This window comes from Micromonospora sp. NPDC048842, from assembly GCF_040649935.1.
Lineage (GTDB): Bacteria > Actinomycetota > Actinomycetes > Mycobacteriales > Micromonosporaceae > Micromonospora > Micromonospora hortensis.
This window is the reverse complement of record NZ_JBEZGK010000006.1, coordinates 309791-324170: the sequence shown is the minus strand read 5'-3', so window position 1 is coordinate 324170 and position 14380 is coordinate 309791. Positions and strand designations below refer to the sequence as shown.

Annotated in this window: 12 protein-coding genes; 10 read left to right on the top strand and 2 right to left on the bottom strand. The window is 70.9% G+C overall.

Translation table 11 applies throughout. The features are described from left to right. Positions 1-89: 89 nt before the first annotated feature. From AB0C19_RS11755 to AB0C19_RS11720, 8 genes are all read left to right on the top strand, one after another. Complete coding sequence (locus AB0C19_RS11755) at positions 90-590, top strand: DUF456 domain-containing protein (RefSeq protein WP_357183102.1); 501 nt, start codon at positions 90-92, stop codon at positions 588-590. Between the two features lie 352 nt (positions 591-942). After that, positions 943-2529, top strand: a complete 1587-nt coding sequence (locus AB0C19_RS11750) for an amino acid permease (RefSeq protein WP_357183099.1) — start codon at positions 943-945, stop codon at positions 2527-2529. A gap of 126 nt (positions 2530-2655) precedes the next feature. Next, a complete protein-coding gene (locus AB0C19_RS11745; protein ID WP_357183097.1) occupies positions 2656-4020 on the top strand; it encodes a glutamine synthetase family protein in 1365 nt (454 codons plus the stop codon). A 117-nt stretch (positions 4021-4137) separates the two neighbouring features. Beyond that, positions 4138-5493, top strand: coding sequence for an aldehyde dehydrogenase family protein (locus AB0C19_RS11740; protein WP_357183093.1), 1356 nt, complete (start codon positions 4138-4140; stop codon positions 5491-5493). Positions 5494-5498: 5 nt separating this feature from the next. Then, the gene (locus AB0C19_RS11735) at positions 5499-6266 is read left to right on the top strand and encodes a 3-oxoacyl-ACP reductase (protein WP_357183091.1); all 768 of its coding nucleotides are present in this window, start codon (positions 5499-5501) and stop codon (positions 6264-6266) included. Further along, positions 6263-6958: a gamma-glutamyl-gamma-aminobutyrate hydrolase family protein gene (locus AB0C19_RS11730; protein ID WP_357183088.1), complete on the top strand. Its 696-nt coding sequence runs from the start codon at positions 6263-6265 to the stop codon at positions 6956-6958. The genes AB0C19_RS11735 and AB0C19_RS11730 overlap by 4 nt, the downstream gene beginning before the upstream one ends. Before the next feature lie 47 nt (positions 6959-7005). Next, complete coding sequence (locus AB0C19_RS11725) at positions 7006-7557, top strand: pyridoxamine 5'-phosphate oxidase family protein (protein WP_357183085.1); 552 nt, start codon at positions 7006-7008, stop codon at positions 7555-7557. Positions 7558-7750: 193 nt separating this feature from the next. Continuing rightward, positions 7751-11410, top strand: coding sequence for a SpoIIE family protein phosphatase (locus AB0C19_RS11720; RefSeq protein WP_357183082.1), 3660 nt, complete (start codon positions 7751-7753; stop codon positions 11408-11410). 26 nt (positions 11411-11436) lie between these two features. Here AB0C19_RS11720 and AB0C19_RS11715 read toward each other — a convergent pair whose 3' ends face one another. Further along, the gene (locus tag AB0C19_RS11715; RefSeq protein WP_357183079.1) at positions 11437-11751 is read right to left on the bottom strand and encodes an STAS domain-containing protein; all 315 of its coding nucleotides are present in this window, start codon (positions 11749-11751) and stop codon (positions 11437-11439) included. Positions 11752-11846: 95 nt separating this feature from the next. Here AB0C19_RS11715 and map point away from each other — a divergent pair, with 95 nt between their 5' ends. Together map and AB0C19_RS11705 are read left to right on the top strand one after the other, a co-directional pair. Then, positions 11847-12704: a type I methionyl aminopeptidase gene (gene map / locus AB0C19_RS11710; protein WP_357183077.1), complete on the top strand. Its 858-nt coding sequence runs from the start codon at positions 11847-11849 to the stop codon at positions 12702-12704. 55 nt (positions 12705-12759) lie between these two features. Next, positions 12760-13473: a VIT1/CCC1 transporter family protein gene (locus AB0C19_RS11705; protein ID WP_357183075.1), complete on the top strand. Its 714-nt coding sequence runs from the start codon at positions 12760-12762 to the stop codon at positions 13471-13473. 6 nt (positions 13474-13479) lie between these two features. Here AB0C19_RS11705 and AB0C19_RS11700 read toward each other — a convergent pair whose 3' ends face one another. Beyond that, positions 13480-14208 (bottom strand): nucleotidyltransferase domain-containing protein, encoded by a 729-nt coding sequence (locus AB0C19_RS11700; RefSeq protein ID WP_357183072.1) that lies wholly within the window; start codon positions 14206-14208, stop codon positions 13480-13482. Positions 14209-14380 lie beyond the last annotated feature (172 nt).

Here is a 14380-nt window from a genome sequence, read left to right as displayed (position 1 = left end):
GAGCGCAGCGAGCGAGCCAGCAGGCACAGCGGCGTGGCGGGAAGCGGGGGACCGTTCCGGTCCGGAGGGTGGCGACGGAGGATGGCGGCGTGGACCTGACGGATTCGCAGACGGCGGTGACTGTGGTGGCCGGGCTGGCCATCCTGGCCGGGTTGGCCGGCGTGGTGGTGCCCGGTCTGCCGGCGCTGCCGCTCTGCTGGGGCGGCGTTCTGCTCTGGGCCGTCTTCGGCGGTGCGGGCCTGGTTGGCTGGGCGGTGTTCGCCGCCGCCACAGTGGTTGCCGGGGGTGGCGCCGTGATCAAGTACGCGTGGCCGGGCCGGAACCTGAAGCGCACCGGTGTGCCGACGTCCACGCTGCTCGCCGGTGGGGTGCTCGGCATCATCGGGTTCTTCGTGGTGCCGGTCGTCGGTCTGGTGCTCGGCTTCGTCGCCGGGGTGTGGGCGGCCGAACGGCTCCGGCTGGGCAGTAACCAGCTGGCGTGGCCCTCCACAGTGCAGGCGCTGAAGGCCGCCGGCCTGTCGATGCTTGTGGAGTTCCTGGCCGGCCTTCTGGTCGCGGCCCTCTGGGTAGCCGGCCTCCTCCTGACCTGACCCACGCCTTTCCCGCGGTGATCAAGAGCTTTCGGTCAGGCGCGGTCGGGATTCTGACGTAAACCTCTTGATCACGAGGGGGAGTGGGGCGCGGGGCACTTTTCGGGTACGGCGGAATGGCCGTACGTGAGAGAGAGGCGTGCCCCGCGCCACCGGGTCGGGCGGTCCGAGCGCCCGGGGTAGGCCCTTGTCGGGCCTGGTCACTGGTCCAGGATGCCGGCCGGGGCCGCCGGTCGGCAACGCAATTAGCCCGACGGTGGTGAGATTCCCGCCGACTACGTATTGACCGCCTTGATCGGCCGGGTCGACACTTTGCCCACTCGCACCCGGATCCACCTCAGGGAGGTGTGCAGTGGCCACGACGCCCGTGCCGACCGCCGAGCAACCTTTGGACGACGATGCCAGGCGGCTCGCCGAACTCGGCTACAAACAGGAGTTGCGCCGTAAGTGGAGTGGCTTCTCCAACTTCGCCATCTCCTTCTCGATCATCTCGATCCTGGCCGGCTGTTTCACCACGTTCGGTCAGGCGTGGAACAACGGCGGGCCGGTCGCCATCTCCTGGGGCTGGCCGCTGATCTCGCTGTTCATCCTGATCATCGGCTTCTGCATGGCGGAGCTGGTGTCGGCGTACCCGACAGCGGGTGGGATCTACTGGTGGGCGGCCACCATGGGCCGCCCGGTGCACGGCTGGTTCACCGGCTGGCTGAACCTGATCGGTCTGGTGGCGGTCACCGCCTCGGTGGACTACGGCTGTGCGACGTTCCTCAACCTCACATTGTCGGCGCTCTTCGACGGCTGGGCCGGGACGCTGCGTCAGGCGTTCGTCCTCTTCGTGATCATCCTGGTGCTGCACGGGCTGATCAACATCTTCGGGCACCGGATCATCGACGTACTCCAGAACGTCTCGGTCTGGTGGCACGTGGCCGGCGCGGCCGTCGTGGTGGCCATCCTGGTCTTCGTGCCCGACAACCACCAGAGCTTCCAGTTCGTGTTCACCGAGCGGTTCAACAACTCCGGCTTCGGCGACGGGGACGTCGGCGGGCTGACGTTCTGGTTCTACGTGCTGCCGCTGGGCTTCCTGCTGACGCAGTACACGATCACCGGCTTCGACGCCTGCGCGCACGTCTCCGAGGAGACCCGGGGCGCGTCGCAGGCCGCGGCCCGCGGACTCTGGCAGTCGATCTTCTACTCGGCGGTCGGTGGCTGGATCCTGCTGCTGGCGTTTCTCTTCGCGGCCACCGACGTCGAGGCGGTCAACGCGGCGGGTGGCTTCTCCGGCGCGATCTTCGAGTCCGCGCTGACCCCGGTCTTCTTCAAGATCGTCATCATCATCTCGACCATCGGCCAGTTCTTCTGCGGCATGAGCTGCGTGACCTCGATGAGCCGGATGGCGTACGCGTTCAGCCGGGACCGCGCCGTACCCGGGTGGCGGCTGTGGTCGACTGTCGACCGCAACGGCACCCCGGTCAACGCGATCATCGGCGCCACACTGGCTGGCCTGGTGCTGACCCTGCCGGCGCTGTACGAGAGCTCCGCCGGTATCCCGATCGCCTTCTACGCGGTCGTCTCCGTCGCGGTGCTCGGGCTCTACCTGTCGTTCCTCATCCCGATCGCGCTCCGACTACGGATGGGCGACCGGTTCGTCCCCGGACCGTGGACGCTGGGCCGCAAGTACAAGCTGCTCGGCTGGATCGCGGTGATCGAGATCGCGATCATCGCCATCTACTTCGTGCTGCCGATCGTGCCCGCCGGCGTGCCCGGCAACGACGGGTTCACCTGGTCGGCGGTGAACTACGCGCCGCTCGCCGTCGGCGGGGTGCTCCTGGTGGTCGCCGTCTGGTGGTACGCCTCGGCCCGCAAGTGGTTCACCGGCCCGGTTCGTACCGTCGAGGAACCCGCGGTGGCGGCCGACCCGGCGCCGGCCGACGGCCCGGTCTGATCGGCACCCGGCGGGACGGGCGGTGCTGCCGTCCCGCCGGCCGTCGGTCGGGTTTGCCGCGCCTGCCGCCGGGGGCATTGACGGTGATCCGGTTTACCAGTAGACCTTGGTGATGGAGGCCCGCGAATGAGGAAAGCTCCGCTCACGCTGGAACAACTGCGGGTCGCCGTCGCCGAGGGCGAGATCGACACCGTGGTACTGGCCCTCGTCGACATGCAGGGCCGGTTGCAGGGCAAGCGGTTCCACGCGCCCTTCTTCCTCGACCAGGTGGTGACCAACGGCAGCGAGGGCTGCAACTACCTGCTCGCCGTGGACGTCGACATGAACACCGTCGACGGGTACGCGATGTCGAGCTGGGAACGCGGCTACGGCGACTTCGCGATGGTGCCGGACTTCGCCACGTTGCGCCGGGTGCCCTGGCAGCCGGGCTCCGCACTGCTGCTTGCCGACCTGACCTGGCTCGACGGCTCGGGTGACGTGGTCGCCTCGCCTCGGCAGATCCTGCGCCGGCAGCTGGACCGGCTGGCCGAGCACGGGCTGACCGCGTACGCCGGCACCGAGTTGGAGTTCGTGCTGTTCCGCGACTCGTACGAGGACGCCTGGCAGCGCGGCTACCGCGACCTCACCCCGGCCAACCAGTACAACGTCGACTACTCGCTGCTCGGCACCGCCCGGGTGGAGCCGCTGCTGCGCCGCATCCGCGTCGAGATGGCCGCCGCGGGGCTCACCCCGGAGAGCGCCAAGGGCGAGTGCAACCTCGGGCAACACGAGATCGCCTTCCGCTACGACGAGGCGGTGGCCTGCGCCGACCATCACGTGATCTACAAGAACGGCGCCAAGGAGATCGCCGCCCAGGAGGGGATGGCGATCACCTTCATGGCCAAGCCGAACGAGCGGGAGGGCAACTCCTGCCACATCCACTTCTCGCTTCGGGACTCCTCCGGCTCGTCGGCGATGCTCGGCGACGGGCCGGCGCACCTGTCGCAGACCGGGCAGCGGGTGCTCGCCGGGCTGCTGGCCACGATGCGGGAGTTCAGCCTGCTCTTCGCCCCGAACATCAACTCCTACAAGCGCTACCAGCCGGGGTCGTTCGCCCCGACGGCGCTGCGCTGGGGTGTCGACAACCGCACCTGCGCGCTGCGGGTGGTCGGGCACGGGCAGGGCATGCGCGTGGAGAACCGGGTTCCCGGCGCCGACGTCAACCCGTACCTGGCGATCGCCGGGCTGGTCGCCGGGGCGCTGCACGGCATCGACGACGAGCTGGAGTTGGGTGCGGAGTGCACCGGCAACGCGTACGACGACCCGGAGGCCGAGCGGGTCCCCGGCACCCTGCGCGACGCCCTGGCCCTCTGGGAGGACTCCACTGTGGCCCGGGAGGCGTTCGGCCCTGAGGTGGTGGCCCACTACGCCAACCAGGCGAGGGTCGAGCTGGCCGCTTTCGACGCCGCGGTCACGGACTGGGAGCTGACCCGTGGCTTCGAACGCCTCTGACCGCACCCCCACCCCTCATGCGGTCGATCATGGACTTGTGGTGGGCGGAAGGTCCCGCGAGGTGGCTTATGTGGGGCACCACAACTCCATGATCGACGGGGCAGGGGGGTGGCGGGCGTGACGGTTCTGGTGGATCCGGCTTCCGGGGTGGGGTTTCGGGAGGTTGCCGCGGCCTCTCGGGAGCAGGTGGACGCGGCAATCTCCGCCGCCGCCGCGGCATTCCAGACCTGGCGTCAGGTGGGGGCGGGGGATCGGGCACGGTTGTTGCGGCGGTTCGCCGCCGTCGTCGACGCGCGTCTGGACGAGTTGGCAACGCTGGAGGTGCGCAACTCCGGGCACACCATCGGCAACGCCCGGTGGGAGGCGGGCAACGTCCGCGACGTCCTGGACTACTACGCCGGCGCGCCCGAGCGGTTGACCGGGCGGCAGATCCCGGTGCCCGGCGGGTTGGACGTCACCTTCCACGAACCACTCGGTGTGGTTGGCGTGATCGTGCCGTGGAACTTCCCGATGCCGATCGCCGCCTGGGGGTTCGCCCCGGCGCTCGCCGCCGGCAACACTGTGGTCCTCAAGCCCGCCGAACTGACCCCGCTCACCGCGCTGCGCCTGGCCGAGTTGGCAGGCGAGGCCGGCCTTCCCGACGGCGTCTTCACAGTCATCCCGGGCGAGGGCGCGGTGGTGGGGGAGCGGTTCGTCACCCACCCGGCGGTCCGCAAGATCTGCTTCACCGGCTCCACCGAGGTCGGCACCCGGATCATGGCCGGCTGCGCCGCCCAGGTGAAGCGACTCACACTGGAGTTGGGCGGCAAGAGCGCGAACATCGTGTTCGCCGACGCCGACCTGGAGCGCGCCGCCGCGACCGCACCGGGCGCGGTCTTCGACAACGCCGGCCAGGACTGCTGCGCACGGTCGCGGATCCTGGTCCAGCGTTCCGTGTACGACAGGTTCCTGGAACTGCTCGAACCTGCGGTACGCGCGGTGCGCGTCGAGGACCCGTCCCGCGACACCGCCGAGATGGGCCCGCTGATCTCCGCCGCCCAACGGGACCGGGTAGCCGGTTACCTCGCCGGGGCGACTGTAGCTTTTACCGGCTCCTGCCCCGACGGCCCCGGGTTCTGGCACGCGCCCACCGTGCTGCTGGCCGACTCGCCGGCCGACCGGCACTGGCGGGAGGAGATCTTCGGCCCGGTGGTCTCGGTGCTGCCGTTCGACGACGAGGCGGACGCGGTCCGGCTCGCCAACGACACCGAGTACGGCCTCTCCGGCTCGATCTGGACCCGGGACGTGGGTCGGGCCCTGCGCCTGGCCCGCGCCGTCGACTCGGGCAACCTCAGCGTCAACTCGCACTCCTCGGTGCGCTACTGGACCCCGTTCGGCGGGATGAAGCGCTCCGGGCTCGGCCGCGAGCTGGGCCCGGACGCGTTGCACTCCTTCACGGACGTCAAGAACGTGTTCATCGCGACGGAGGAGTGACGCCAGTGCAGGGTCGGTTGCAGGACCGGGTGGCAGTGGTCACCGGAGCGGGCAGCGGCATCGGGTTGGCCACCGTGCGGCGGTTCGCCGCCGAGGGGGCCCGGGTGATCTGCGTGGACATCGACGCGGAGGCCGGTACGAGGGCCGCCGAGGAGTGCGGCGGCGAGTTCGTGGCCACCGACGTGGCCGACGAGTCGGCGGTACGCGACCTGTTCGACGGAGTTGCCGACCGGCACGGCCGGGTGGACGTCGCGTTCAACAACGCCGGCATCTCACCACCGGACGACGACTCCATCCTGGACACCGGCCTGGACGCGTGGGAGCGGGTGTTGCGGGTCAACACCACGAGCGTCTACCTGTGCTGCAAGTACGCCATTCCGCACATGCGCCGGCAGGGCAAGGGGTCGATCATCAACACTGCCTCGTTCGTGGCGTTGATGGGTGCGGCCACGTCGCAGATCGCGTACACCGCGAGCAAGGGCGGGGTGCTGGCGATGACCCGGGAGTTGGGTGTGCAGTTCGCCCGCGAGGGCATTCGGGTCAACGCCCTCTGTCCCGGGCCGGTGGCCACCCCGTTGCTGCTGGAGCTCTTCGCCGCCGACCCGGAGCGGGCCGCCCGCCGGTTGGTGCACGTGCCGATGGGTCGCTTCGGGCAACCCGAGGAGATCGCCGCCGCTGTGGCGTTCCTGGCCAGCGACGACGCCTCGTTCATGACCGCCACGCAGTTCGTTGTCGACGGCGGCATCACTGGCGCCTACGTCACCCCTCTATGAGGCGGCCGCTGATCGGTGTCAGCGCGTACGTCGAACCCGCCGACTGGGCGGTCTGGCGGGGTGTGCGGGCGGTGCTGGTGCCGGAGGCGTACTCGCGGGCGGTGGCGGCCGCGGGTGGCCGGGCTGTGCTGCTGCCGCCGGACGACGTGGACGCGGACGTGGTGGCAGTCCTCGACGGGTTGCTGTTGGCCGGTGGCGCTGACGTCGGCCCGGGGCGGTACGGCCAGTCGGCCGACCCCCGTACCGAGGACCGGCCGGACCGGGACGCCGGCGAGTTGACGCTGTTGGCTGCCGCGCTCGCCGCGGAGGTGCCGGTGCTGGGCGTGTGTCGGGGCATGCAGTTGCTGGCTGTCGCGTACGGCGGCACGTTGCACCAGCACCTGCCCGACGTGGTGGGTCACGAGGCGCACCGCCCGGCGCCCGGTGTGTACGGCGCGCACGCGGTGCGGTTCGCGCCGGGGAGCCTGGCCGCCTCGGTGCTGGCCGGGGTCGACCGGGTCAACTCGTACCACCACCAGGCGGTCGCCGATCCGGGCCGGCTCACGGTGACCGGTTGGGCGGGGGACGGCGTGGTCGAGGCGGTGGAGGATCCGGCCCTGCCGTTCGTGCTAGGGGTGCAGTGGCATCCGGAGAACGAGTCGGATCCCGCCCCGATCACGGCGTTGGTGCAGGCCGCCGGCCGGCGGGTGTGACTGGGATCGCCCCCGCCCGTCGACGGCACCGGTGGGAGGATCGGCGCATGGGCAAGGTTTATCCGGAGATCGATGCTCGACTGCGTGACTTCATAGTGGCCCAGCCACTCTTCTTCGTGGCGACCGCCCCGTCCGGGGTCGAGGGGCACGTCAACGTGTCACCGAAGGGCATGCGGGGCACCTTCGTGATCCTCGGCCCGCACCGGGTGGCCTACCTCGACTATCACGGCAGTGGGGCGGAGACCATCGCCCACCTGCGGGACAACGGCCGGATCACGCTGATGTTCTGCGCCTTCGACGGCCCGCCGAAGATCGTCCGGTTGCACGGGCGGGGCAGCAGCGTCGCGGTCACCGAGGACGCCTTCGCCGATCGGCTCGCCGAGTTTCCCGCACCGCCGGACGTGCACGCCGTCCGGGCGGTCATCGCTGTCGAGGTGGAGCGGGTCAGTGACTCCTGTGGATACGCGGTGCCACTGATGGACTTCCGCGCCGAACGTGACCTGTTACTCACCTCACACTCCCGCCGCAGCGCCGATGATCTGGTCGCCTACCGGGCCACCAAGAACGCGGCAAGCATCGACGGGCTGCCGGTCTTCTGACTCGTCAGAGCGTTCCGGCCACCGCCGTTCGACGCCTCCGTCCACCCGCACTGTCCGGTGCCCGACGGTCCAGGCGTATGTAAACAGCGTCCATCTGTCGTGATGCGTTACGTTGCTGCTCCGCTGGGGTACAAGTCGGAGCACGGCGGGTGAAGATCAACGGTCGAGGGGTACGGCCGGAGCGGGAGGCTGCATGAGCTCGGCCCAGGGGGGCGCGGACATCGGGCATCCCGCCCTGTCCGGTCGCGAGACCCCGCCGATGCTGACGGCCGCGTTCGCGGCCGGCGGTGAGATGGGCGAGCGACTGGCCTCCTTCGACTGGTCCTCCGGCCCGCTGGGTGAGCCCGGTCAGTGGCCCCCGGCGCTCTCCAGCGCGGTCGGCATGATGCTCGCTTCCAGCGCGCCGATCGTCATGTTCTGGGGCGACGAGCAGTTGGCCTTCTACAACGACGCCTACCGGCCGACCATCGGCGGCAAACACCCGGACGTGATCGGCCAACCGGCCCGCACGAACTGGGCGGAGACCTGGGCGGTGCTCGGCCCGCTGCTCGACAGCGTCCGGCGCACCGGCCGCTCCTACCGGGGCGAGGACCATCCCTTTCTGCTGGACCGTTACGGCTTCGTCGAGCAGACCTACTTCAACGTCTCGTACGACCCGATCCGGGGGGACGACGGCGCGGTCAGTGGCGTCTACTGCATCGTCAGCGAGACCACCGGGCGGGTGCTCGGCGAGCGTCGGCTGCGAGCGTTGTCCGAGCTGGGTGCCGAGCTGAGCGACATCGGCAGCGCCACGGAACTGGGTCGGACCGCCGCCGGGGTGCTCGGCCGGAACCGGGCCGACGTGCCGTTCGCCCTGATCTATCTGGCTGACGACAACGACCAGCTCACCCTGGCTGGCTGCACCGGCACCGCCCCGCCCACCGGCGATGTCACGGCGCAGGTGCTGGCCCGGCTGACACCCGATGACGCGCCCGCCACGATCGAGGTGGCGGCTCTGCTCGACGCGTCGCCTGTCGACGCCGCCGACCAGGCCCTCGTGCTGCCGCTCACGGCGAGCAACCAGACGGTCGGCGCGCTGGTCGTCGGCGTGGCCCGTCAGCTGCCGCTCAGCGGCGACTACCGCGACTTCCTCGGCCTGGTCGCCGCCCAGATCTCCCGGGCGGTCGGCACCCAGCGGGCGTACGAGCAGGAACGGGCCCGCGCCGCCGAGTTGGCCGCGCTCGACCGGGCGAAGACCAACTTCTTCGCCAACGTCAGCCACGAGTTCCGCACCCCGCTGACCCTGGTGCTCGGCCCGCTGGAGGACATGCTGGCCGACCCGGAGCTGCCCGCCACCGAAACCGACCGGCTCACCATGATGCACCGCAACGCGCTGCGCCTGCTCAAGCTGGTCAACACAGTGCTGGACTTCTCCCGACTGGAGTCCGGTCGGCTCGCCGCCCGCTACCAACCCACCGACCTCGCCGGCTACACCGCCCGACTGGCCAGCACCTTCCGCTCGGCCACCGACCGGGCCGGTCTGCGACTGGTGGTGGACTGTCCGCCGCTGCCGACGCCGGTCTTCGTCGACCGGGACATGTGGGAGAAGATCGTCCTCAACCTGGTGTCGAACGCGGTCAAGTTCACCTTCGACGGCGAGATCCGGGTGCGGGTACAGGCCGTCGAGGGCGCGGCCCGGCTGGAGGTGACGGACACCGGCGTCGGCATCGTGCCGGACGAACTGCCGCACGTCTTCGAACGGTTCCACCGAGTCCCCGGGGTGCGGGCACGCACCCACGAAGGCACCGGCATCGGTCTCGCGCTGGTCCGGGAGCTGGTCGAGATGCACGGCGGTGAGGTCGGGTTGACCAGCCAGGTCGATGTGGGCAGCACGTTCGCGGTGACCGTCCCGTTCGGCTCGGCGCACCTGCCGGCGGACCGGGTGGCGGCGTTCGACCCACTGCCCGTCGGTGAGCCCGAGCAGGCCCGGCTCTTCGTGGCGGAGACCGCGCTGTGGGCTGGCGTCGCGTCGACACCCGAGCTGGACCGGCAGCCGGCGAAGGGCACCTCGGCTGGCCGGATCCTGGTCGTCGACGACAACGCCGACCTGCAGGAGCACGTCAGTCGGCTGCTCTCCCCGACCTGGGAGGTGGTCACCGCGAACGACGGGCTCGATGCCCTGCCGCTGGCCCGTGAGGGTGGGTTCGACCTGGTGCTCACCGACGTGATGATGCCCCGTCTGGACGGGTTCGGGCTGGTCAGCGCGCTGCGCTCGGACTCGCGTACCCGGCATGTGCCGATCGTGCTGCTCTCCGCCCGCGCCGGCTCCGCGGAGGCCGTCGCCGGTCTCGCCGTCGGCGCCGACGACTACCTCACCAAGCCGTTCTCCGCGCAGGAGCTGATCGCCCGGGTCCGGGCCAACGTCGAGCTGGGCCAGCTGCGCGGGCAGATCATCCGCCGGCTCCGGGCGCTGGCCGACGCGGCGGTGGCTGTGAACACCGCCCGATCCACCGCCGATGTGCTCCAGGTCGCCGCCCGGCACGCGTTGAGCCTCGCCGAGGCCGCTCGGGTGGTGGTCAGCGCTGCCGAGGCGCGCTTCGAGGCGGACGGCGGCGGCACCACCGCCGCCGACCCGTCCTTCGTGGCCGAGCTGACCGGCACGGCCGGCAAGCAGCTCGGTGAGCTGCAGGTCTGGCGGGCCGCCGGCGACGAGGCGCAGGCCGACGACGCCGCGTTGACCCAACTGGCCCGGTTCGTCGGGGTGCGACTGGAGAACGCCCAGCTCTACGAAGCCGAACACCGCATCGCCACCACCCTTCAGCACAGCCTGCTGCCCCGGTCGCTGCCCCAACTGCCCGGCGCGGTGGTGGCCAGCCGTTACCTGCCCGGCAGCGCCGACGTCGAGGTCGGTGGCGACTGGTACGACGCGATCGCGCTGAACGGCGACGAGCTGGTGCTGGTCATCGGCGACGTGGTCGGTAAGGGCGTCCGGGCCGCCGCGGCGATGGGGCAGCTGCGCAACGCGCTGCGGGCGTACGTGCTGGAGGGCTTCGATCCGGGTGAGTCGCTGACCCGGCTCAACCGGCTGGTCGGCTCCACCGAGGGCCGCTCCTTCGCGACTGTGGTCTGCCTGCTGTTCAACCCCCGCACCGGTCGACTCCGGTACGCGAGCGCCGGTCACCCGTCCCCACTGTTGATCACCGGAGGCGACGTGGCGTTCCTGCACGACAGGGCGCTCGGTCCACCGGTCGGTGCCCTCCCCGACGCGACGTACGAGTCGGTCGAGGGCGAGTTGCCGGCCGGCACTCGACTGTTGCTCTACACCGACGGGCTGATCGAGGACCGCCAGCTCGGCATCGATGCCTCTCTGGCCCAGCTGCGCATCGACGCGGCCATCCCGAGTGAGCACGTGGTGGACCTGATCGACGCCGTCGTGGAGCGCGTCACCGGACGGCCGCGCCGCGACGACGTGGCGGTTCTCGCCCTGGAGGCGGCGGAGCTGAACCGCTTCGGGCTGCGGCTCCCGGCGGACCCGACCCGGCTCAGCGTGCTCCGAAAGCGACTGGAGGACTTCCTGGTCGCGCACTCCGTCGGCGAGACCGACCTGTTCGACCTGACCGTCGCCATCTCCGAGGCCGCCGCCAACGCCATCGAGCACCCGGTCCACCCCGCCGAGGCCATGATCAGCGTGGAGGTGGCCATCGAGGATCGGACGGTGACGGCCACCGTTCGCGACAGCGGCCAGTGGCGGGAGTCGACCGACTCCGGCTTCCGGGGCCGCGGCCTGGACCTGATCAGAGCGCTGGGGGAGCTGTCGGTACGGCGTTCCGCCGAGGGCACCGAGGTGACGCTGCGCCGGCAGTTGCAGGACTGACCGCGCGCCCGGCGGCGGCCGGGTGCCTAGGCCCTGTCGAGCCAGCCCTGCTCGCCGAGGCCGGAGATCTCCAGCACCCGACGGACCTGCCGGGACGGGCGAACGGTGAGCTGGCCCGGAAACTCCTGGGCGAGCCGGACCAGGGCGTGGATGGCGGCCGAGTCGAAGAAGGTGACAGCGCTCAGGTCGAGAGTGATCTTCCCGGCGGGCTCGCGCAGTGCCGTCTGGAGCATCGTGTCCGCTGTCGCCATGTCGACCTCGCCGGCCACCACGACGTGGAGGTGGTCACCGTCGATCTCGGCGCTGGCGGAGAAGACGGGCGGTGCTCCCCCTTGATCCACGCTGACACCATGGCACAGCGACCCTGGCAGGGCAACAACCTCCACCGGGCAGCCGTGGCGCGGGTCACCAGCGGCCCCGGCGATAGGCTTGCGGCATGACCGTCCGTCCGCCGCTGACACCAGGCACGCTCTCCCCGATGCGACCGGTGCCATCTCAGATCGCCCGACCCGAGTACGTGGGCAAGACGCGTCCGCGGGAGTGGCGTGGCTCGCACGTGCAGACGCCGGAGACCATCGAGAAGATGCGGATCGCCAGCCGGCTCGCCGCCCAGGCGACCCAGCTCGCCGGCGAACACTGCAAGCCCGGCGTGACCACCGACGAGATCGACAAGGTGGTGCACGAGTTCCTCTGCGACCACGGCGCGTACCCGTCGACGCTGGGCTACAAGGGCTTCCCGAAGTCCTGCTGCACAAGCCTCAACGAGGTCATCTGCCATGGCATCCCGGACACCACGGTCCTGACCGACGGCGACATCATCAACGTCGACGTGACCGCGTACATCGGTGGGGTGCACGGCGACACCGACGCCACCTTCTGCGTCGGCGAGGTCAGCGAAGAGGCCCGGCTGCTGGTCGAACGGACCCACGAGGCGATGATGCGCGGCATCCGCGCCGTCGCCCCGGGACGCCAGATCAACGTGGTGGGCCGCGTCATCGAGTCGTACGCCAAGCGGTTCGGCTACGGCGTGGTCCGCGACTTCACCGGCCACGGCATCGGCGAGGCATTCCACAGCGGCCTCTACGTGCCGCACTACGACAGCCCGCGCCCCACGGACATCATGGAGCCCGGCATGACGTTCACCATCGAGCCGATGATCACCCTCGGCACCTACCAGTACGACATGTGGGACGACGGGTGGACAGTGGTCACCAAGGACCGGAAGTGGACGGCGCAGTTCGAGCACACCATCGTGGTGACCGACGACGGCCACGAGATCCTTACCCTGCCGTGAGCGCGAGGAACGCAGCGAAGCGGAGTCCCGCAGTCGTGAACGAAGGGCTGGCGCAGTGACCGACACCCCAGCGGCGCTGCGCGAGGCGCACCACGCGGACGTCTCCGGCGGCTGGCTGCGCCCGGCCGTTTTCGGCGCGATGGACGGCCTGGTCACCAACATCGCCCTGATCGCCGGCGTCGGTGGCGGCGGGGTGTCGCCCCGCAGCATCGTGCTCACCGGCAGCGCCGGCCTCGTCGCCGGTGCCATCTCGATGGGCCTCGGCGAGTACACGAGCGTGCGCTCCGCCAACGAGCAGGTCGCCGCCGAGGTGGCCAAGGAGCGACGGGAACTGGAACGGCACCCCGAGGCGGAGGCCCGGGAGCTGGCCGACGCGTGGGTGGCCCGGGGCCTTCCCCGGGACCTCGCCACCCAGGTCGCCGAGGCGGTGCGGCGCGACCCGGAGGAGGCGCTGCGGGTGCACGTCCGCGAGGAGCTGGGCGTCGACCCCGACGACCAGCCCAGCCCGTGGGCGGCGGCGATCTCGTCGTTCCTGTTCTTCTCGATCGGGGCGCTGGTCCCGCTGCTGCCGTACCTGCTCGGCGCCACCGACCTGTGGCTGGCGCTCGCCGTCGGTGGGCTCGGGCTGTTCGTCGCCGGTGCCGTGGTGGCCAGGTTCACCCGCCGTCCCTGGTGGACCAGTGGGCTACGCCAGCTGCTGCTGGGCGCCGCTGCGGCCGGCGCCACCTACCTGATCGGCTCGCTGATCGGCGTACCGGGCGGGCTGTGACGCGCCTCAGGTGCTGAGCAGCTCGTCGATCGTGCCGTCGACAGCGCGACCACGGGCCGCCAACTCCTCGGCCTGCCGGGCCAGCACCACACCCACCTCGGTCATGTCCGCCCCGGCCAACCCGGTGCGCCGCACCGCGTCCCCCGGGTCACGGAAGTAGGTACGACTCAGCAGACCGGTCACAGTGGCCGCCGCCAGCCGCGCCTCACCGAGCATCAGCAGAGCCTGATCGGTCTCGTACCACTCGGCCAGGCGTGCCGCCCGGGAGTGCGCCGCGCTGCCCCTGTACCACGCCTGGCGGGCAGCGGTGCTGAACTCCGCCGGCCGGGCCCGAGCCAGCCGGCCGAGATGCTCGTCGCGCAGCGTCCGCAACCAGCCCGTCGGATCGTGCAACGCCTGCGTGGTGACGTACCGGTCGGCGGTCAACGGCCAGAGCGGGGAGAGCACCCGGGCCTGGGCCAGGTAGTCCTCGGCGGCGGCCACCGTCAGATCGACGAGCACCCCGTCCACCCGCCGGGTCGCCGGCGGCGGGCCGGTCCCGGGTCGATAGGTGACCACCAGCATTCCCGCCTCGAGGTCCCCGCCGCCGTCGTCGTCCCCGTGCGCCAGAGGCCCGTGCACTGCGATCGCGAGCGCATCGGCCGGGAACCGCCGCCGGACCGCCTCGGCGACCCGCTCCGCGACCGTCCACCGTCGATCGTCGAGGCCCCGGTCGACACCGGCCTGCTCACTCACCGGACCAGCTCTGTTCGGGGCTGCGGGGCTCGCAACCCCGGCTCACTCCTCGCACTCACGGGACCGCCTTTGTTCGCGGCTGCGGGGCTCGCAACCCCGGCTCACTCCTCGCACTCACGGGACCGCCTTTGTTCGCGGCTGCGGGGCTCGCAACCCCGGCTCACTCCTCGCA